Annotated in this window: 15 protein-coding genes and 1 pseudogene; 12 read left to right on the forward strand and 4 right to left on the reverse strand. The window is 55.6% G+C overall.

Annotated elements, in window-relative coordinates:
• Window positions 1-104: 104 nt before the first annotated feature.
• The 12 genes from ASF29_RS21960 to ASF29_RS22015 all read left to right on the forward strand — a co-directional run bounded on the left by ASF29_RS21960 (window position 105) and on the right by ASF29_RS22015 (window position 16197).
• A complete protein-coding gene (locus ASF29_RS21960) occupies window positions 105-767 on the forward strand; it encodes an aspartate/glutamate racemase family protein (RefSeq protein ID WP_062452806.1) in 663 nt (220 codons plus the stop codon).
• Window positions 764-2131 (forward strand): amidohydrolase family protein, encoded by a 1368-nt coding sequence (locus ASF29_RS21965; protein ID WP_062452807.1) that lies wholly within the window; start codon window positions 764-766, stop codon window positions 2129-2131. The genes ASF29_RS21960 and ASF29_RS21965 overlap by 4 nt, the downstream gene beginning before the upstream one ends.
• Window positions 2132-2142: 11 nt before the next feature.
• A complete protein-coding gene (locus tag ASF29_RS21970) occupies window positions 2143-3069 on the forward strand; it encodes a dihydrodipicolinate synthase family protein (protein ID WP_062452808.1) in 927 nt (308 codons plus the stop codon).
• Window positions 3069-3827: an SDR family oxidoreductase gene (locus ASF29_RS21975; RefSeq protein ID WP_062452809.1), complete on the forward strand. Its 759-nt coding sequence runs from the start codon at window positions 3069-3071 to the stop codon at window positions 3825-3827. Before ASF29_RS21970 ends, ASF29_RS21975 begins: the two co-directional genes overlap by 1 nt.
• A gap of 5 nt (window positions 3828-3832) precedes the next feature.
• On the forward strand, window positions 3833-4984 hold the full coding sequence (locus ASF29_RS21980) for a MalY/PatB family protein (protein ID WP_062452810.1): 1152 nt from the start codon (window positions 3833-3835) through the stop codon (window positions 4982-4984).
• A gap of 519 nt (window positions 4985-5503) precedes the next feature.
• Window positions 5504-7768 carry a type VI secretion system tip protein TssI/VgrG gene (tssI, locus tag ASF29_RS21985; protein WP_062452811.1) on the forward strand — a complete coding sequence of 755 codons (2265 nt, stop codon included), beginning with the start codon at window positions 5504-5506 and terminating at the stop codon, window positions 7766-7768.
• A gap of 15 nt (window positions 7769-7783) precedes the next feature.
• Window positions 7784-8992 carry a DUF2169 domain-containing protein gene (locus ASF29_RS21990; protein WP_062452812.1) on the forward strand — a complete coding sequence of 403 codons (1209 nt, stop codon included), beginning with the start codon at window positions 7784-7786 and terminating at the stop codon, window positions 8990-8992.
• Complete coding sequence (locus ASF29_RS21995; protein ID WP_062452813.1) at window positions 8992-9579, forward strand: PAAR-like domain-containing protein; 588 nt, start codon at window positions 8992-8994, stop codon at window positions 9577-9579. The genes ASF29_RS21990 and ASF29_RS21995 overlap by 1 nt, the downstream gene beginning before the upstream one ends.
• Entirely contained in the window at window positions 9576-10085 is a 510-nt protein-coding gene (locus tag ASF29_RS22000; protein ID WP_062452814.1) for a hypothetical protein, read from the forward strand. Before ASF29_RS21995 ends, ASF29_RS22000 begins: the two co-directional genes overlap by 4 nt.
• Before the next feature lie 382 nt (window positions 10086-10467).
• Window positions 10468-14448: an RHS repeat-associated core domain-containing protein gene (locus tag ASF29_RS22005; RefSeq protein ID WP_348271314.1), complete on the forward strand. Its 3981-nt coding sequence runs from the start codon at window positions 10468-10470 to the stop codon at window positions 14446-14448.
• Between the two features lie 55 nt (window positions 14449-14503).
• Window positions 14504-15391, forward strand: a complete 888-nt coding sequence (locus tag ASF29_RS22010) for a hypothetical protein (RefSeq protein WP_156462786.1) — start codon at window positions 14504-14506, stop codon at window positions 15389-15391.
• A gap of 428 nt (window positions 15392-15819) precedes the next feature.
• Window positions 15820-16197, forward strand: coding sequence for a hypothetical protein (locus ASF29_RS22015; RefSeq protein WP_062452817.1), 378 nt, complete (start codon window positions 15820-15822; stop codon window positions 16195-16197).
• 76 nt (window positions 16198-16273) lie between these two features.
• On the opposite strand, the pseudogene ASF29_RS25000 reads toward ASF29_RS22015, so the two are convergent.
• The 4 genes and pseudogenes from ASF29_RS25000 to ASF29_RS22040 form a co-directional block, all read right to left on the reverse strand.
• Window positions 16274-16832 (reverse strand): annotated as a pseudogene (locus ASF29_RS25000) (IS5 family transposase); the annotation flags it as partial.
• Between the two features lie 195 nt (window positions 16833-17027).
• Window positions 17028-17849, reverse strand: coding sequence for a hypothetical protein (locus ASF29_RS22030; protein WP_156462787.1), 822 nt, complete (start codon window positions 17847-17849; stop codon window positions 17028-17030).
• A gap of 95 nt (window positions 17850-17944) precedes the next feature.
• Window positions 17945-19075 (reverse strand): HBL/NHE enterotoxin family protein, encoded by a 1131-nt coding sequence (locus ASF29_RS22035; RefSeq protein WP_062452821.1) that lies wholly within the window; start codon window positions 19073-19075, stop codon window positions 17945-17947.
• 48 nt (window positions 19076-19123) lie between these two features.
• Window positions 19124-20248, reverse strand: a complete 1125-nt coding sequence (locus ASF29_RS22040; protein ID WP_062452822.1) for a hypothetical protein — start codon at window positions 20246-20248, stop codon at window positions 19124-19126.
• Between the last annotated feature and the right edge of the window lie 390 nt (window positions 20249-20638).

Genomic DNA, 20638 nt, shown 5'->3' on the forward strand with positions numbered 1-20638 from the left:
GGCAGATCACCAACAGAACTTTGACAACCGACGACGCGCTGATATACTACGTAATATATTTAACAGATACAATCCTCGCATCCGTCCACGCCGCAGGTATCGTCTTGTCAGAAATTCTGGTCATTAATCCCAACAGTTCCGTCTCTGTCACCCGCTCCATGGAGGCCTGCCTCGGTCTCGTCCGCGATGCCACCCGCCACAGCATCCGGTGTACGGAACTCGCCAAATCCCCGCCTGGTATCGAGACGGATGCCCATGTCGGTCAGGTCATTCCCAATATTGTCGAAGCTGTAAACGAGGCCTCAGCCGATGCCTTCGTGCTCGCCTGTTTCTCGGACCCCGGCATTGCAACGGTCAGAAAAGCGACGACGAAACCCGTGGTCGGTATTGCCGAGGCGGCCTATCTTGCAGCCCTTGGCCTTGGCGAGCGCTTCGGCATCATCTCGCTCGGCCAATCCTCGATTGACCGGCATCTGCGCTATCTGAAACATCTCGGCTTCGACGGTCGCCTTGCCGGAGATCGCTCCATCGACAAGACCGTGGTGGAGTTGATGGCAGGAGACGTCGTAGAAATCGTTTCACGCACGGCAAAAGTGCTGCGGGATGAGGATGGTGCCGACGTGATCATTCTGGGCTGTGCGGGTCTTGGCGGGTACCGCCGCGCGCTCGAAGAAACACTCGGGCTTCCCGTCATCGATCCGGTTCAGGCGGGTGTGGCGCTGGCATGTACAACACTGGACCTGCAATATGGAAGGCATGCATCATGAGCTATGATATCGTGATAACCGGCACCGTGGTTCTGCCGGATGGGCCTCTAGAGAATGGCTGGATTGCCATCAAAGGGGGAAAGATCGCCGCCATCGGCAGCGGTGATCTTCCAGACGCAGCCGAGCGCTTCGACGCTGGCGACGGCCTGATCATTCCGGGCGTCATAGATGGCCAGACCCATGCTTGCAGCTATGGTGGCCTGCCCGGCATCGCATCGACGACCCGCTCGGCAGTGGCTGGCGGCATCACCACCATCGTGGATATGCCCTATGACAATCCCGATCCGCTGAATTCGGTCGCAAGACTGAATGCCAAGATTGCGGCAATCAATAAGCACTCGCATTCCAACGTCGCACTTTACGCCACCGTGACGCCCGACCAGTCTACCGAAGAAATCGAGGGGTTGATTGCCGGGGGCGTGGCCGCATTCAAGATTTCAACCTTTGAAAGCAGCCCCACGCGCTTTCCGCGTATCTCCTCTAACCAGACGCTGGAAATCTTCGCAGCCCTTGCCGATACGGACATTCCGCTTGGCGTGCACAATGAAGATCAGGAAATCGTGCGCGCGCATATCGCAGCAGCCAAGGCTGCCGGTCGCGATGGCATTGAGGCACATTCCGAAAGCAGGCCACCGGCGGCGGAAATGGCCGCGACGGCACAGTTTCTGGAACTGGGTGCAGCTGCGGGCGCGCACGCGCATATCGTCCACCTGACGACGACACGCGGCTTCGACATCGTGGAAAACTACCTGCTGGACGGCTACCGCGCCACGGGCGAACTGTGTGTGCATTACCTGTGGCTCGACCCGGAAATCGACGGGCCAGAGCTTGGCACGAAAATGAAGGTCAACCCACCCATCCGCCCCGGCCAGATCGAGGCGCTGTGGGAAGACGTGGCGGATGGCCGCGTCGCCTTCGTCAGCTCGGACCATTCCAGCTGGCCGGTCGACAACAAACTCACGCCGTCCATCTTCGAGGCGGGTGCTGGTGTGCCGGGTCTCGAAACTCTACTGCCCGCTTTCTACACCGGCGCAGAAATGCGCGGCTACGATGCGACAATGATGACGGTCGAGCAACTCTGCGAACGGCCTGCCAAATTCTTCGGCCTCTGGCCAGAAAAAGGCGCGCTGCGTGTTGGGTCCGATGCTGACATCGCCATTCTGAAGGCCGAACCGCAGATCTGGGACTCGTCAAAGGCCCACGACGAACTCTACTGGAGCCCCTTCGACGGACGCGAATTTGCAGTTCGCGTGGTGCGCACCTATGTCGGCGGCAAGCTCGCCTGGGATGGTGCCAACATCGTCAATGCCGCCGGTGACGGACAATATGTCTCTCGCGGCACATCCAGCTGGTTTGAAGCTTAAAGGAGACCGATATGCCACTGATCAACAACGAGACCTCGGGCGTTTTCGTCATTGCCTGCACCGCCTTCACGGATGACGGCGCAATCGATGTGGCCAGCGTCGATAGCATGGTGGATTTTTATTACAACAAGGGCGCAGACGGCCTGACGATCCTTGGCATGATGGGCGAAGCACCGAAGCTAACGCAGGCTGAGTCCATCGCCATCACCCGCCAGACGCTGGCGCGTTCGGGCGACAAGCCCGTGGTCGTCGGCGTTTCAGCACCGGGTCTGGCGGCCATTGGCGAATTGACGAAGGCGGTCATGGACTTGGGCGCCGCCGGTGTCATGGTCGCGCCGCCATCCAGCCTGCGCACAGACGAGCAGATCATCGGCTATTACCGCAATGTCGTCGAGACCGTAGGCACGGACGTTCCGGTCGTCTTGCAGGATTTCCCGCTGGTTACAGGCGTGCAGATTTCTTCGAAAACGCTCGGCACCATCTTCGAAGCGCATCCCAGCATCGTCATGCTCAAGCACGAGGACTGGCCGGGACTGCAAAAGATCACCGATCTGCGCAATGCCGAAGCCAAGGGTCGCCGCAGGACCTCGATCCTCTGCGGCAATGCCGGTGTGTTCCTGCCGGAAGAAATGCAGCGTGGAGCCGATGGCGCAATGACCGGCTTTGCCTATCCCGAAATGATGGTGGAGGTCTGCCGCCTGAGCAACGAAGGCCGCTACGATGCTGCACAGGATCTGTTCGACGCCTATCTGCCGCTGATGCGCTATGAGCAACAGCCGGGCCTGGGCCTTGCCATCCGCAAATATGTGCTGGCCAAGCGTGGCGCGATCTCCAGCGCGGCCCAGCGTCGTCCGGGCGCATCTCTCAACGCACAGGCCATCACTGAGGTCGAACGACTGATTGAGCGCCAGACCCGCAAACTCGAGGCATTGAAATAATGGATTTTCTGATTTCCGGCAAAACCGCCCTCGTTCTGGGCGCAAGCCGCGGCTTAGGCGCGGCCATCGCCAAAGGGCTGGCCGCTGAAAGCGTCAAGGTCTTCGCTGCCGCACGCAACGTGGCTACCATGGAAAAGACCGACAACATCACGCCACTCACAGTCGATCTTTCGGACGCGACATCCGTCGCTGCGATGATCGCAACCGTCACAGCGGCGGGTGGCGTCGATATTCTGGTCAACAATTCCGGTGGCCCAAAAGCCGGACCGGCTGCCGGCCAATCGAAAGAAAGCTGGGCCAGCGCTTTCGATAGCATGGCAACATCCATCTTCACCGTGACCGACGCCATGCTGGAAGGCATGGTTGCGCGCAAATGGGGCCGTATCATCACCATCGGCTCCTCCGGCGTCGTGCAGCCCATTCCCAATCTGGCACTTTCCAACGGCATTCGTGCTGCGGTGTCCGGCTGGTCGAAGACGCTGGCTGGCGAAGTTGCTCGCCACGGCATCACCGTCAACATGATCCTGCCCGGCCGGATCGATACCGACCGCGTGCGTGAACTCGATGCGGGCAAGGCGGAAAAGACAGCCAAGACGGTTGAGGCCGTGCAGGAAGCCTCTCGCGCCGAAATCCCGGCGGGACGTTACGGCAAGCCGGAAGAGTTCGCTGCAGTCGCGGTCTTCCTTGCCAGCGCGCAGGCAAGCTATGTAACGGGTTCCGCCATCCGGGTGGACGGCGGCATGATCAAGGGGGTCTGAGACTGATGGTTGACTTCGACAAGGTTGTGGAGCGTCGCGGCACGGGGAGCTCCAAATGGAGCAAATACGGACCGGATATCCTACCCATGTGGGTGGCTGACATGGATTTTCCATCTGCCCCAGAAATTGTCGATGCCATTAAATCCCGTCTGGAACATCCTTGTCTCGGTTATGGTGTCGCGCGTGACGAGTTGCGCGACTGCATCGTAGCGGATCTGCAAACCAAATATGACTGGACGATCACGCCTGAAGACATCGTCTTCCTGCCGGGGGTCGAGCCCGGCTTCAATATGGCGTTAAAAGCCATGCTTTCGCCGGGCGATGGTGTGCTGGTGCAAACACCGGTGTATCGCCCGATCCTCAATGCCCCCGGCCATTGGGACATGAAGCGCATTGACGCGCCGCTGGTCGCCACCGATGGTGGCTACAAGATCGATCTGGATGATTTTTCCGCCAAGCTTAAGCAGTCTAAAGCCTTCTTGTTTTGCGATCCGCAGAACCCAACGGGCAAAGCCTTCACGCGTGATGAGGTCAAAGCAATTGCCAGGCTTTGCGAAAGCAATGACACGCTGATCATCTCCGACGAAATTCATTGCGATCTGCTGTTTGACGGCAAAAAGCATGTCCCCATCGCTTCCCTTTCATCTGATGCCGCAAGCCGGACGATCACGCTGATGTCAGCGGCAAAGACCTATAATATCGCTGGCTTGAAGACTGCCTTTGCCATTGTTCAAAACAGAGAGATGCGCGAAAAATACGTGCAGTATCGCTTGGGCATGGTCGACAGCGTCAACATACTCGGCCTCGAAGCCACGTTGGCAGCCTATCGTCATGCGGATGTCTGGAAAACGGAGATGTTGGCATATATCCACTCCAACCGCGATTTCCTCTCGCAAGAGATCGCCACACGCTTTCCACAGATACGGATGATAGAAGCGGAAGCGACTTTTTTGGCTTGGCTAGACTGCTCGGCGCTCAACCTCCCGACCGATCCACAAAGCTTTTTCCTGAAACACGGCAAAGTCGGCTTCAGTGCTGGCTCCGAATTCGGCGCAGAGTTCTCCGATCACCTGCGAGTCAACTTCGGCTGCCCCCGTGCGCTACTTGAAGAGGCTATCAACAGGATGTCGCGGGCATCGGCAGTTCTTGAGAAATGACCCTGAATATCCAGCAGAGAGATGACGCCGCGATGAACAGGACGGAAGTCGGACATCGGCTGCTCAGGCCACAGAAGACGATGCTACGTCCAAAGGCACAGCTGTAAGCTGGCAAAATAATTAGGCATTTCGTATATGCTCTTGAACGGATTCGAACCAGCGACCCTATCGGCATTGGTGGGCTATGAAACTGCTAACGAGTTACGCAAAAACACCAATTGCTAATCCGCGCACGTGCCGAGGATCGGCGACATCAGTTTGATGTGGGTATCAATCCGTTTCAACACTCCATCGGGGAGACCAGCTCGTTCAGGCAGAGACCACCATCTTGTCTTCATATCGTCTTTTGTAAAATTAGCTGGCAGATTACGTCGTGTTTGGAACTAAGGAACGATTTTCCGCCTGACTGATTGTACAAACGGCAACACCTCCTTGGTTTTGCCACAATGATTGATTGCATTCCGTCCAGATTTTGACAGCTGATTGATATTTTACTCTATCCGATCACCGGGGTTCCCCATGACCGACCAGCCATCGTCCGCCGACTTCATCCAGGCCAGCCGTGTTTTGAAGGTCAAGTCGTCCTTGGGCGAAAACCAATTACTACCGGAGCGGATGGAGATCAGCGAAGGCGTTTCTCAGCTGTTTGAGATACAGCTGAATGTCCGCGCAAAGAAGGAAGCGGTGAAGCCAGAGGAACTGATCGGGCGTCTGGTAGATGTCTCGGTCGAAGTGAGTCAGGGTGATGGCGAAGGTGGCGGCATCCGCCGGCCGTTCAACGGTCTCGTGACAGACCTGCATGAGGGGCCACCGATCACCCGCGGCCTGCGATCCTACGCCATGACGATCCGTCCACAGATGTGGCTGCTGTCGCGCCGCTCCGATTGCCGCATCTGGATGGACAAGACATCGATTGAGATTGCCGAAACACTGTTTTCTGAACACGGCATCCCAGCCCCCGATACATCCGGCATCATCTCTCCGCCACCTGCACAACACTACAGCGTCCAATTCAACGAGCGGGACCTCGACTACCTCTTGCGTCGCTTCGAGGAGGACGGTCTTTTTTACTGGTTCAGCCACGAAGATGGCTCTCACAAGCTGCATGTCGCCGATACTGCCAACGGATGGCTCGGGCCATCCTCTTCAGCACAGGGCGAAAGCAAGGTGCGACTTGCGCAGGGCTCTTCGGACCGTAACCACATCAACGACTGGGCCCGTCGTTTCTCCTATGTGCCGGGTCAGCGCGCAGGTGCCGACTGGAATTTCGAAACGCCCTCCATGGTGCCGGGTACAATGACGCCGTCTCTGGTGCAGATGCCGGACGCCACAAAGCGCGAGCTCTACGAATTCCCCTCCCGCATCAAGACCGTGGCCGAAGCGGAACGTGCGCAGAAACTCAGAACCCAATCCACCGAAGCCGATCACGACCGCGTCTTCGGCGCATCGACCTCGCGTGTTCTGGAAGCAGGTCGCCGTTTTACCCCATATGAGGAAGCTCACCCCGAGCACGAATACGAAGAGCATGTGATTATCCGGGCCAGCCACACCATCGTGGATCGCTCTTATGAAACCAACAGCAACGAACCGGAATACCGCAACGCCTTCGAGGCCATTCCCGCCCGCGTACCGCTTACCCCGCATCGTACGACCAAACGCCCGAGGATAGAAGGCACGCAGGTCGCCATTGTGGCGGGTCCCGAGGGCGAGGAAATCCACCCGGATCAATACGGCCGCATCAAGCTGTGGTTCCCGTGGGACCGCAAGGCGAAGAAGGATGGGACGGACACGTGCTGGGTACGGGTCAGTCAGGCATGGGGTGGCGGAACATGGGGTGCGCAAGTCATTCCTCGCATCGGTATGGAGGTGATGGTCGCTTTCGTGGACGGCGATCCTGATCGGCCACTGGTCACAGGTGTCGTCAACAACCCGAAAAATTCGGTGCCTTACGACCTCCCTGCCAACAAGACCCGCATGGTCCTGCGTTCCAATACCCACAAGGGCGATGGCTTCAACGAAATCACCTTTGAGGATGAGGCGGGCAAGGAAAACCAGTTCTTTCACGCGCAGAAGGACCAGACGACCCGGGTGCTGAACGACCGTACCAAACGCATCGACCGCCATGAGGTCGCGTCAGTTGGAGGCAACCGTGCCGTTGAGGTGTCCGGCAACCAGAAGCACGAGATCGGCGGATCGGTAAATACTGTTGTTGGCGGAACAGGGCCGATGGCGATGATGGCTATGGCGGGTGTTCAGGCACTATCTGGTCAAACGGCAGGTCTTCTCAGTCAAGCAGCGCAGATCGCGGGCGGGGGTGGTCCGGGGGTGGCAGCCTTCGCCACGACACTCGCCTCTTCCGCCCTCGGCTTCCTCGGCGCTGGCGGCATGTCGTCGCGAGAGGGTGTAGTATCAGGCCCTAGCCCGCGGGCAGATGCAGGCACAGCACTTGCTGGTTCCGGTACGGGTGTCGGCACCGATGCTTCCGGTCTCTTCCCACTCCCCGGCATCATGAACACCATCGTCAGCAGTTTCAAATCTGACAGCGTCGGCATTGCCCGTGCCGAACAGATCGGTGTCAGCAAGGTTACGAATGTCGGGCAAACGTCGCTGGAAAATGTGGGCAAGGCGAAGAAACTGACTGTCGGAGAGGAATATGTCATCGAAGTCGGTAAGTCGTCTATGACGATGAAAAAGGACGGCACGATCATTATTAAGGGCGTGACGTTTCACTTCGAGGCTGAGGGTTCGTTCCAACAGATCGGCAAAGTCATAGATCTAAACTGATCGGGTTGTGTGAAAATGGTCAAGATCATCAACTATACCCCGTTTGCGAACCTTCGGTTCTCCAACCGCAATGCGGTGGGTAAGGAATTTGGTGTGTTTATGGCAAAAACTGCTCTTGATATCGGCGCTGATGGCGAGTGCCGGTTTTCGAGCGAGCAGGAACCGTTCGTCTTTACTGACTTATATCACGATGACCTAAATGTGTCTTCGGTGCGCTATCCGTCTGACTTCGTGCCTTACAAGCCACACAGCGAGGTTATCGTGGACGCAACCGCCTACGCTCCAGATGGAAAGCCCGCAACCGAATGGCCCGTTTCCATCAAAATATCTGACGATCTTGGCCTTTTTGCCCATCATGAATTGATGGTCTCCGGGCCGCGAGAATGGACCCCGCTCTGGCTAAAGGCGCTAAGTGACGAGCAAAAGTCGGATTGGCGAAAATTCAAACCGCTTTTCCGAGGCTGGGCATTGTCCTCCCCGAGCCCGATCGAAAGCTTACCGATCCGCTACGAGCATGCCTTTGGGGGCATGATTTATAAGGGTCTCGACAATGACGGTAATCCCATAATGGAGCCCTTCGAGCACAACCCGATTGGGAGTGGTCTGATCGATCGGGAACTGACCGATCATACCCAGCCTGTCAATGCGCCGCAAATCTTGAGCCGAGGTGCAATCCTGTCGGACCCCTATGAACAATATGCTGTTGAGGGACTCGGTCCTGTCCCGCCCGCATGGTTGCCACGGCGTCCCTTGGGCGGGACCTATGACGAACACTGGATCGAGCATGTGTGGCCAAACTGGGCGGCGGACTACGATTATCGATTTCATAATTCTGCGCCTATCGGCAGCCAGGGCACCAGGTATTTTGAAGGCTCTGTTCGGATAGAATTACAGAACCTCTTTTTTGGCCATCCGAACTTCAGCATTCGCTTGCCTGACGAGCAACTGGTCGCGATCTCGCTGCGCGATGACGACAGCGTTTTGCCGCTCAAAATGGTTCTCGATACCGTTTTTCTAGAGATCAGCGAGCGGGACCGAAACGATCCGCGGATTTATTGTATCTGGCGTACATCCTACGACATGACTGCGACTGAGGAACTTGCACTCCTGCGTTGCAGTTTGCATGATCTGCGCGGGATTAACCCGGTTCGGGTGAACCCCGATGAGGTTGCATGCAACCCTATGCTTCTTGATCCCGACCGGGATGAAGAGAAGGCCGCCTGATGGTAATTCCAATTTCGGCACGTCGAGACGGCGCGAACATCATGCATTGTACCGGTCCGGATGTCTGCAAGACGCCGATGGGTTCCTCGATGGTACCGGTGCCATACATGTCTATGGTGTCACTGGGGTCTTCGGTGCGCACATCCCGGACAGTACGCAATAACGGCCAGCAGGATTTTCAATTGAATTCTCGCGCACTGGTCGTGACTGGGCACGAACCCGGTATCGGAAAAGGGGTCAAGGTCAGCGGCTACAAGTCTCATGCGCTGGCCAAAAAAGGTTCAAAAACCGTTTTTTCTGAAGGCTGGGCAGTCGTTCGCGATTCCGATCCCGCTTGGATCAACAGGCCAGGGCCAGGAGCTACGGAATCCCATCGTACCATGAGCGAGCAAAAGGTACCGATCCTTCTGGTCAGCAGTGGTGGCAGTCCGGGCAACAACCGAGCTCAGAACCGACAAGTGAGGGCGTTGGGGAAGCAGTACGGCTTGACCGACGACCAGCTGGAACAACTGCATGAGATTATTACGAAGCAGAACTACGGGTATCAGGAAATCAAGCAGATTATCGTCGATGAGTTTGGCAAATGAGTTTCCAGGACGACATTCAATCTCTAGTCGGGCTTCCGATCTCTGCCTCAAAATACATTTACGGCAGCATATTTCATTTGCTTTTCGCATACCCTGACGGCGAGGCGAAACTCATCTGCAACGGATGTCAATGGGCGTTGGTCGATGAGAGCGACGCGGTCGTACTGCAGGACGAGGCTCCCCTTTCAAGCGGAGTGATCGGAAGCCAGTTCACAGGTAAGCGACTGCGGGCCGCCCAAGTCTCGGCCGATGAGCTAACGCTACGCTTCGATGACATTATCTTCCACGCCTTTATGACACAGGAATACCATCTCGACATCCACGAGGGCGTCGCGCTCGGCTCGCCCGAGTGGCGACAGATGCCAGAGGCGGCGCGCCATAGTTTCGTGATTATCAAGCCCTTGCGAAAGACAGTGGGCTGGGAGTTCTCCACCTATTCAAATATTGCCGCGGCTCCTTGGGGCGCTGCCTACCTGGCGATGCAGGAGAACCCACATGGCGGGTGATGAAGACGTCCATCAGCGCAACGGCGGACAGCCGCATGTCTCCCGGACGCCCGCCAATGCCGACGGGCGTGTAGTGGTAGGATCGGGCGCACCTCAACAGGATGCCGAGGCGCTTCGGCAGCAAATGATCAACGACCGCAAAGAGGAACTGCGCGAGATCGATGAGGAACTGACCGCCCTGAACCGGGAGGTGGGTAGCAACCGTCCAAATGCGGAGCAAATCGAATACGGAACCAACCTGCAGGCCGACGCCTATATCGCAGCGACGGAGCTCAACGCGCTGGAAAACCACTCCTACGCGGAATCCTTTGAGGATTTTATCGAGACCAATGGCAGCATGCAGGGGTCTCTCGACAACATGACGGGACCGCAGCGCCTTCATATGGCGCGCGGCCAGTCTGATGACTTTCTGGCAAGGGCATCCGGGTGGGATATAATTGAGGTCGGCCCACTGGACTTACTTGGCGGTCCCGGCGGGTGGCTGGGCAGGCGGGCCAGACGAATTTTCGGCCGTAGGCGAAGGCCACGCGGCCGGCTTGGTGGCAATCGCACTCGAACACAGGAACGCGTGCGGGGACGCAAGCGCAAAAGACGCGAACGCAAAGAATGCCGCCTCGCTGGCAATCCGGCTTTTATGCCGACGGGCATTCCGGTCCATTACGATCCCGATTTTTCCATTCCCGGTTTGCTGAAGCTTGCGATCTCCAGCACATGGTATGGCGACGTCGGGGCAAGTGGCCCGCTTGGCCGCGGCCGCCTCAGCGATATTGATGCGACCATAAGCAGAAATGATGATAAAGGGTTTGCTCTCCTTGATGAAGATGGCTTTGCTGTCAATTTCAAGGCGCCGACGCCCATTCCCGACGGATGGGAAGAGGGAGATACGGTCCGCAATACCAGTCTCATGCAGGGCCACGGGCGTGCACTGATCCTCAAAGAAGATGCGATAGAGACCCATTTTTCCAAATGCAGGGATGGTATCTGGCGTATCGCACAAATCAAGGACCGGCGCGGAAATGCGCTCGACTTCGTGCGGGATGCCGCCGACAACCTTCTGTCGATCACGACTCCTGAAGGCCTGAAGATCCTGTTTTCCTACACAGGCAGCTTGCGCACGCTGGTTGAACTTGAGGGTGTTGATGGCAGCCGCAAGACGGTCATGCGTTATCTCTATGATAATAAGCAGCAGATGGTGTTGGCGGAATGCCCCTATGGCGAACGTCATGAATTTGCCTATGACGACCATGGCATGCTTTCTGAAGTCATTCGCAACGGTCATTATCACGCAAAGTTCGAGCATGACGAAAAGGGAAGGCGCAAGCGGACGGTCAGCAATCTAGGCGTATCGGCCTCTTTCCAATATGATGACGTAAACAGGGTCACGACCTACCTGCCCGGCTCGGACAAAAGCCGCGCCATTCAGTTTCATTATGACGAAAATGGCGCAATCACCCGTGAGGTGAACGCGCTTGGCCATGAGAAACGCTTCCTCGTTGACGATGAAGGACGGATTGCAGCCGAGATCGACGGAGAGGGAAATGAGACCCGCTATGCCTATGACGCAGCCGGAAATGTGAAAAGCATTTGTGATCCGGTCGGCCGCTCGACCTATTACGGCTGGACCTCCGAAGGCGATATGGAGCTCGTCATAGACAACGCCGGAAAAGCATGGGACTTTCATTACGACGATTTTGGCGCACTTAATCTTGTCAAAAGCCCGACCGGGCATATCTCGGAAATCCACAACGATGCGGCCGGGCTGCCAACCGGCGTCATTAGGCACGACGGATTGATTGCGCAAAACGCTTACGACGGCCACCACTGGCTTACGGAAACGCTGGACTTCCGCAATGCGCGCACGCGCTTCGAACGAGACGCCTTTGGTCGCGTCATCCGGATGACGGAAGCAAACGGCGCTTCCACCACTTATGAATACGAGGACCAATCAGGTCATAATTTCTTTCGCCCAACGCGGATTATCAGACCGGATGGTGCTGTTTTCAGCAGCCATACTTCAGGGAATGGACGCTTTTTGGAAACCTCGGATGGAGAAGGGCGCAGAAGCCGTTACGAATATGACGGACTTGGCAATCTTATCCTGTCGATCACCCCGTCGGGCGGGCGCATCGGATTTTACTACGATGACGAACTCAATCTGATGAAGGTAGTCAACGAGGCTGGGCGGGAATGGACCTTCGTTCGCGACGTGGGCGGACGTATCGTTCAGGAAACCGATTTTAGCGGACGAACAACTGATTACGTGCTCGACAGAGCGGACAGAGTGGTCGAGGCGAAACAGCCGGATGGTAGAGTCGTGGCCTATGAACGCGACGCATCGGGAAGCATTGTGAGTCGTTCCGCCTTTTTGCCGGGAGAAATCAATGCACTGCAGCGCGAGACATTTGGTTATGACGATGTCGGAAGATTGAACATTGCGAGCAACGCCCATGTGACAGTCTCGCTAGAATATGACGCAGCTGGCCAGCCCATCTCGGAAACGACGAACGGAATCCGGATCGAAAGCGAGTATGATTGTTGTGGCAATAGGGTGAAGCGCCGTATAGGCGATCAGGTGGTCAGCTATGATTACGATCCGCTTGGCGCCCTAACCGGCGTGTCTCTCGGCGAACGTCCTGTTCTAAATATTACAAGGGACAGACTGGGGCAGCCTGTTCGCCGCACGGCTCCGGATGGCTTCGTAACCGAATTTGTTCATGACCCCGTTGGCCAGCTCGTCCGCCAGACGGTGTCCAGCCGAGTTCGGGTCACCGCGCAACGGTTAGCCTTGCCGGAAATCTGGTCACGACAGTTTGAATGGGACCGTTCTGCAGCACCGACCATGGTGGCCGATCCACTCTGGGGCGCCAGTTGCTATGAAATGGATGTCAACGGTCAGGTTACCGCTGCGTTGCACGGAGGGCTGGGTTTTGGGACGCCTGTGCTTGCGAGCGATCCGGCCAATGCGATTGCTGGGATCGGAGGCGACAATCGCGAGGTGGAGCGTTTCGACTACGCGCCGACGCAAGACATTGCTGCGTCGGAAACGGCCCTTCCCGACCAACCGCTTGGTCGCCCGCTTCGACAATGGTCACATGCCGCTGGCGGCGAGGTGTTGGAGGCTTTCGGGCCGTATGGTGAGCAGATTCTTTACGAGTATGATGCTGCCGGTCGCGTCTGTGTCCGGCATGTGGATCGTAAAGGGTTCCGTCGGCAGAGCTTCCGTTACCTTTGGGATGGTTTCGATCAGCTCGTCGGAGTGGAATGCCCGGATGGATCAGCTTGGCGGTACTCTCACGATCCGTTCGGACGCCGAATCGAAAAGCGTCAGGTTCGGGAAGGAAGGCGTCAGGCAAGGGATGGTGACACCACTCTGTCACTGCAGCGCTTCCTTTGGGATGGCGACGTCCCGGCGGCGGAATATCGGATAGCGGATGATCAGGAAGACAGGCGATCTTTCGTTTGGTGGCATTTCGAGCCCAACAGCTTTGTACCGATGCTCAGAGTCGACATCGATTCTTCCGGCCAGCACCGTATTCTCCATGTTGTAACAGACCATCTTGGTGCACCGAGAGAGCTAGTGAAGCCATCCGGCGAAATCGTCTGGTCTTCATCCTACAGACTGTGGGGCGGAATGCGGGGCCTCTGGACGGCGGCTAACGACAATAGCGGCGCGCTTTCTGGCGGCTCCGTATTCCAGGGTTTCAGTTCGGTTCAGGCCTCGCTTATCAGTGTTGCTGATGTCGAGTCGGCACGCGATGACCAACCCGGGATGAACGCGTATCCGGCGGCGATTGATGCTGATCTATGCCCCATCCGTTTTCTGGGCCAATGGGAAGACGCCGAGACTGGCCTTTATTACAACCGCTTCCGGACATATGACCCGTCGACAGGCCAATATCTCAGCGCCGATCCCATCGGGCTTCTCGGGGGGCTGCGCACCCACGGTTACGTAGAGATCCCGACGTGGTGGGCGGATCCCCTCGGCCTTTATGGTGTATATGTCTTCCAGATGCAGCCTGGAAGACGATGTTATGTAGGCAAAGGTGAGCCGACGCGCATGGCAGAATCGATGCGCTATCGAACAGGTTCGAGCACGAGAGAGCAAGGTCGCAACCGATGTCCGCGCCGTCTTTATACTAACACCGATGCAGATGCGGCGACGGCCGGTATGAACCCACGAGACTACGGTGCCTTGGTCGAGAACCGACTGTTGTCCCAATCGGGATTTAATGCCGTAGCTGACAGCAACTGGGCCAATGTGAAACTTGACGGGCAATCATTATTCAACCGTGCTACACCTGCCCAACGAGCGGCTGCAACTTTAACTGCGACGCGGATAAGAACTGCGTTCGGGCGGTGCTGATTACCCAAGAAAAGTGGGGCGTTCGGAGCCTCCAATGCGGAAATGGAGAAGTTAAGTGTCTGAGGTGGTTTTGGAGATAGATGAAAGAACGATGGAAAACCTGATGACAGGTCCATACGTCTTCATTGAGGAAACGCGATCCCCAGGATACAGAAAAATAGCCTATTTCAATAAAGCCGCCTTCAAGGACTATTCGCACCTCATCGACGAACATGGTTGCACCGGATTTTCGATCGAGGTCGAGGATGTAGCCGAGAATAGGCTGCAGGACTATTTCTTGCCCGATTTCAGCAACATTCGCAAGAAGAACGACATCGTTGAGATCGGCATAGTCGGGTCCGGCGCCTTCCCCGAGGATTTCGAATTCGACGTATTCAAAGGTTTCCCGAACATCAGGAAAATCACAACACATGGCATTTCTTTCCGGGTCAGACTACCTGAGCTTTTTCCGAAGCTCGAAAGCTGGCTCAATCTTGACTGGAAGACCAACAAGGTCGAGAATCTGGACAACGAATGGGGAGATTTGAAGAATCTTTCACTGCACGGATTTAGCGGATCGCTTGTACTTTTTGAAAACTCGCCAATCAAAAAACTCTTCCTGATCTCTTCGACCGTAAAAAGCATCGACGATGTTTTGTGCTTCAAGAAGCTCGAAGTCTTGCAAATTGTGTCAAGCAAGATTACGGGCAACGTGTCACGCCTGTCGGAACTTACCAAACTGCGATCATTGCGTTTCGAGGGCAAGAACCAGCTTGAAGGCTGGGACAAGTTGGAAAGCAAGTCTGTCGAGAACTTCGAGGCATCGCATTACCCTTGCAAATTTCCGCGCCAAAATTTTCCGAAACTTGAGAACTATGTCGTCAATGCGTATCGCGCTCGGGATCCGTTTTATGAAGAAGGCGGAGATCACGATGCACTGGGCGACGAATTCGCTGCTCTCTGAGTTTTCTCAGTGCCGAGACATCCGTCGCGAGTTATGGGTTTGGACGTCTCAGACGAAGAATATTTCATTGTTTTTTGTGAGGCCGTCTTCGTCAGCTTACCGCATAACAAAAGCTTTCTGAGAGTAGATAAAGAAATACTAGCGGGAACATATTTGTGGCGAGGAACGCCTGTTTCGTGTTTGGGTTCAGCCCCTTGATTTTGAGACCATCGGCCCACCAAGGATGGATATAGATTGTGTTTGGGCGAGGCATTTGACCCCGCCATAGTTGCCGAAAGGTGACCCCTGCTGAACAGCAAAAGATTAAAGCACATCAGCATCTTAATTCGTAGCATCAGAGTTACTTGTCCGCGCCGAAAGGGGTGAGCGTTGGAAGCCGGATTACAGGCGAAAAATTGCTCGTGCGTCAAAACCGCGGAAACTGAGACATGGGGGGCATGAAGTTCAGAAAATTCTTTTTGGTGACAATAGGCGCATTGGCATTCGGTTGGATCGGCATCCAAGTCTTGAACCATCGCGATCGCCTGAAAGACCCTGCGCGGTTAGCCTTCATTTTGAACATTGCCGAGTTACCTCTCTCGGTTGGCAATATAGCGTGTTCGGCCACTGAAATCACTGATTTGATCGTTACCTGCACGTTTGAAGTCGATCTGGTCGAGTTGGACAAGCTCCTCAACGGTTGGCAATTCGACAAACGAAATGTTGCTGGGAATAGTAGCCATTTTCCGACAGACGCACCTGTTGGGCCGGAGTTCGATGTAAGTGTCGAATACCGCATTGAATCTGCCATTTTCAAAAATGCCTGACAGGTCGATCTGGTAACCAATCAGAATCGTTCGTTGATAGTCGCAAATAGATACGAAGAATAGTGCCGACGTTTGTGCCGTGGATGCAGGGCGAAATGCCTTTTTCTTTCAATCCGTTGCGGAACCAGTCAGCGTCGTGACCACGATCCGCCAGAAATTCCCTGGCTTTGGGCAGGCGACCGAGCAGGTGCCGGGCACCCTGATAATCGCTGGCCTGACCCTAGTGAGGAAAAACAGCAAGGGCCGTCCCAAGCCGTCGGTGACAGCGTGCAGCTTGGAATTCAGGCCGCCCTTCGTTCGTCCGATACAGCGGGAAAGAGCCCCTTTTTTTAGCAGACTGGCTGCGGTGCGATGGGCTTTTAGATGGGTGGCGTCGATCATCAGCCTGTCGGGTTGACCTGCTTTCCCCGCAAGCGCCTCGAAAATCCGATTGAAAACGCCGAGCCTGCTCCAGCGGATGAACCGGTATAGAGCGTCTTATGTGGGCAATACTCCTTCGGCGCATCCTTCCACTGAAGTCCATGTTTCAAAACGTAAATGATGCCGCTCACGACCCGCAGATCATCCACGCGCTCAATGCCGTGGGCAAGAGGGAAATAAGGTCCGATGTGACTGAGCTGAGATGGCGTCAGCAAAACAAATCACTCATGGCAAATCCTCCTGCCATGAGTGAATCAAAACAACGTCAAATTGGAGGTAATTAATTGATAGGGCCTGAGCGTAGGTCTCCGAAGTCCCTAGAGCCCTGATGCGCCAGACCGTCAGGTTAGAAGGGCAAATAGAAGCAACAAAACACACGAAAGTGGCAGTTGTTGCTGAAGCAGTTTATCTCACGAAGCATCATTGGCGAGAGTCTGGAGTTCGTTCAATGCGGTTGTAATATAGAGGATTGCGATAGGTCCTGTCGAATGCTCGACGTCGCTCAGAGCGTGATCGACATCCGCGAATACGAACTCGGTAGCGTTCTTCACCGACAATGTGGAGGTCGATAGATTTTGAAAGTCCGCCTGCATTGCCCGTACGGCGAGAAGGGTTTGATCAATTTGCAAAATCTGATTATCCAAGGTGCGGACCCGACCGGAAGCCTCGTTTACATTGTCATTGGCTTTTGACAGCAACACCCCCATGGCGATTAGCCCCGGCAATCCGGCCAGGCCGAGAATGCCGTAATACTTCATCTTGTCCTTGATGCTGGCCACTTCAGCCTGTGCAGATTGCAGCTGCATCTGCATCCCATTGCGCTGTGCATCGAGCCCTCCGGACAGCGCAGACAGTATCCGGCTACCCGCGGTCACTTTCTCATAATATTCGTCGGTCGCGAGATCAGCAGCCTTCGTCATGGAAACAAGCGATACGAGTTCGGCCTGCACCGACGTCAGAGTACGAACGATCTCCGTACGAACGGTCGGATCAGGCACTCCCTTGTTGTCGATGATGTCCGTTTGAACGCCAGTCAGAGCGGTCGTTGCGCTGCCCGCCGTCGCAAGCACTCTGCTTTGCATTTCAAGGAGTTGTGGACGAAGGCTCGTGTTAAATTCAGTGGCCGTGTTTTTTAATGTGTCGGCTTCAGGAGGAAGATTCGAAAGGGATAGTATGTGATCGGCGGCAACCGTCGCGGCAGCGATAGTTTGGGTAAGCGGACCGTTACTCATGTGAAACATCTCTCCTGCGAATATAGGCTGTGTGATTTTCCAGAGAAGCATGCCCGCTGCGCTCTTTATCAAAGGGCAGCGGGCATGTAGTGCCGTCACGCGGCATGCTTTTGGGCGATTTCCATGAGGAACGGGCCTATATTGGTATTGGCAGGAGCGACCAGATTCTGGACACCTGTCATCTGTGTCTTGATAACGTTCGTATCCTGGAGAATTGTCTTCACGTCGCCCTGAGCCTGTGTCAGGAATATCTGTCGCAGAGTGCCCGTGTTGATGACACCCTTTTGCAGATCGTCAGCCAAATGGCCAAGGTCTGCTGCCAGGAAGCTCCAAGCATTCTCCATATCAGAAGCAGCCTGCACGGCACTGCCTGCCTTCGTCTCAAGGCTGCCAATTGCGGTGCTGATGCCGGACGTCAACTTGACCTCGTTTTCGAGGTTGGTTTTCGTGGTCAACAACTCACCTTTGCTGTCGTTGAGATTGGAAAGGACGATAGCCGAAGCCACTTCGCCGCCGATGCCAGCAGCCATGATACCGACACCAGCCACCACCAGTGGCGTCGATGTCCCGGCGGTGACCAAGCCTGCCACAGCACCGACCGCCGCAAGGAAAGCGCCGCCAACGATCGCGATACCACTGAGCACGATGCCTGCGATTGCCCCGTCAATCTTCGACTGGATACTATCCAACTGACCGTTGAGGTCGGCAAGAACACCATTGTCACCCCCAACGATCGCGTTCAGGCTGGTGGTAGCAGCGGCGAAGTTCCCCGCATCGGTGCCAAGCAAAGTGTGGAAGTTGGTGAGCGCGGAGACGACCTGCTTTGCTTGGTTCTGATAGTCAGTCGTCTGCTCTTTCATTCCTATCAACGCATCCAGCCATTCCTTTTCCGTTGCTCCAGGTGGCATGACGGTCGCGACGGCCTGATAGAGATTATAGTAGCTTGAGATGTTGGTGATGTTTGTGATGATTTGCGGCTGTATGGTTTTTATGTAACCCGACGCATTGTCCCGCGCTGAGGCGAGGTAGCCGTTTATCTCAGTCTCGTTCGTCTTCAGTTTGCTGATGTTGCCGAAGTCCACATTCGGCTGCTGGAGTACGCTGTTGCAGTAATTCAGCAGCGTCAGCCCTTGCGACGACTGCTGCTGGTTGGCCTGATTGGCGCTTTCATTGTTCGCTTTCAAAGCGACTAAAAGGGGGACGTTCTTGGGCGACGCATACAACATTGAATGATCTCCTATTGGTGAGGTTTGTTGCGGCAGAATGCGAATGGATCATGCGATGATCATTTTCTTCATCTCCTGAAGCTCGCTGTTGAGTGCCGCCCACTGCGGTTCCGCTCTGTGAGCTTGCTTGGCCAGTGAGGCAGCAGCGTTATCGTCGGTCACGCTGGTAATCGACGCCGAAAAACCGGTGAGGTTGGCTTCAACTGTCTGGAAGGCGACGTTTATGTCCTGGCTGGCACTGGCTGCGAGGGGCACCATGGTGGCAAACAGGTCGTTTTGGACTTCGATTGCCTTAGCGACTGCAACCATCGTTTGGTCCTGGGCCAGTCGCTGGTAAGCTGCGGCAAGCTTGTCGTTGTTGGCATTGAGGTCCTTCTCCGCCTGTGAGAGCTTACTGGCACCGGTAGCCACCGCTTTGATCGCCAGCACGCCGAAGGAATCTCCCTCCGAAACTTTTGCAGCTTGCGAACCCTTCTCCGGTGCAGACGGCTTGTCCTTGGTAATCTCGGTCAGGACGCCAACAATGAGGTTGGTGACGGCCCCGCCGACCTCTTCTCCCCCAGCGACGATGTCGGAAAGATTCTGGTTGATCGCTTGTCGCAACGTCTCGATCTCTTCGAGCGTCGTCTTCGCCGCGGAGGACAAATCCGCTTCAACCACTTTCAATGCCTCGCGATAAGCCACGACATATTGCGCCAGAGAGCGATCGAGTGAGGTGACCTTGGTCGCCAACGTCGCCGTTACGACCGACTGATCATATGCCTGATCGGCCAGCATCGAATAGGAGGAGGCCGCAGACCGACGGGCTTTGTCATTCGACGCCGCTATCTCGATATCACCAGCGGTAACGTCGATGGTCACCGTAACAAGCGCACACATATGATAACCGCCAGCAACAGCGACGATGTAGCCGTAGTTACCGGTGATGATCTGATCATAGAAATACGTTGCCTGCCCCTTCATCCGGTTCTGGAAATCGATGATCTGAGTTTCCAGAGCTTTGTCGATGCCGGTAAACTGCAAGGTTTCCTGCATCATGATAGTTTCGGCATACAGTTGCCCGCGAATGAACTGATCGGTCGCATTCGTAAACGCATCCAGCAAGCCACCCGGACCGACCGGATTAACATCCACCTGACGAACGGCACGAAAAAGTTGCGGTAATCCCACCATGACGAAGCACTCCTGAGGAACAGGTTGAGACCTTGAAGCGAGCAGCGCCATCGCATGTAAAAGATGCGCCACACCGTCTTAAGGTTGTTTAATTTATGAATTACTCTTTAAGAGAGCGCTTATTTGATTGCAAGCAATTTCTATTAATGGATGCATTATTTTATTTTTATTTCTTATGGTTGCAGACGCGAGCAACTCGTAGCACGTAGCAACGACCCTAGCCGCAAGCCTTGCGGGCTCTCTGCGTTTCTCTTCCTAGGGCTCTTCTCCCCTTCGTTTGAAGGGTCTGTGTGACGTTCTCAAAGAGCGATGGATGTCACGGCGCGGTACGAGGGCCGGTCCAGGTGTCCCGAACATACCCGAACTTTTTTCATCATAGAGTTCATCGCG

Origin of the sequence: Rhizobium sp. Leaf262 (assembly GCF_001422245.1) — a bacterium.
In the GTDB taxonomy this organism is placed as follows: Bacteria; Pseudomonadota; Alphaproteobacteria; order Rhizobiales; family Rhizobiaceae; genus Agrobacterium.

Excerpts from the sequence above, each read along its gene's own strand:
- ASF29_RS22015 (WP_062452817.1), top strand. The coding sequence starts at position 15,820 with ATGGGGGGCATGAAGTTCAGAAAATTCTTTTTGGTGACAATAGGCGCA.
- ASF29_RS21975 (WP_062452809.1), top strand. The coding sequence starts at position 3,069 with ATGGATTTTCTGATTTCCGGCAAAACCGCCCTCGTTCTGGGCGCAAGC.
- ASF29_RS22035 (WP_062452821.1), bottom strand. The coding sequence starts at position 19,075 with ATGTTGTATGCGTCGCCCAAGAACGTCCCCCTTTTAGTCGCTTTGAAA.
- ASF29_RS22005 (WP_348271314.1), top strand. The coding sequence starts at position 10,468 with ATGGCGCGCGGCCAGTCTGATGACTTTCTGGCAAGGGCATCCGGGTGG.
- ASF29_RS21970 (WP_062452808.1), top strand. The coding sequence starts at position 2,143 with ATGCCACTGATCAACAACGAGACCTCGGGCGTTTTCGTCATTGCCTGC.
- ASF29_RS21980 (WP_062452810.1), top strand. The coding sequence starts at position 3,833 with ATGGTTGACTTCGACAAGGTTGTGGAGCGTCGCGGCACGGGGAGCTCC.
- ASF29_RS22000 (WP_062452814.1), top strand. The coding sequence starts at position 9,576 with ATGAGTTTCCAGGACGACATTCAATCTCTAGTCGGGCTTCCGATCTCT.
- ASF29_RS21990 (WP_062452812.1), top strand. The coding sequence starts at position 7,784 with ATGGTCAAGATCATCAACTATACCCCGTTTGCGAACCTTCGGTTCTCC.
- ASF29_RS21965 (WP_062452807.1), top strand. The coding sequence starts at position 764 with ATGAGCTATGATATCGTGATAACCGGCACCGTGGTTCTGCCGGATGGG.
- ASF29_RS22040 (WP_062452822.1), bottom strand. The coding sequence starts at position 20,248 with ATGGTGGGATTACCGCAACTTTTTCGTGCCGTTCGTCAGGTGGATGTT.
- ASF29_RS22030 (WP_156462787.1), bottom strand. The coding sequence starts at position 17,849 with ATGAGTAACGGTCCGCTTACCCAAACTATCGCTGCCGCGACGGTTGCC.
- ASF29_RS21995 (WP_062452813.1), top strand. The coding sequence starts at position 8,992 with ATGGTAATTCCAATTTCGGCACGTCGAGACGGCGCGAACATCATGCAT.
- tssI (WP_062452811.1), top strand. The coding sequence starts at position 5,504 with ATGACCGACCAGCCATCGTCCGCCGACTTCATCCAGGCCAGCCGTGTT.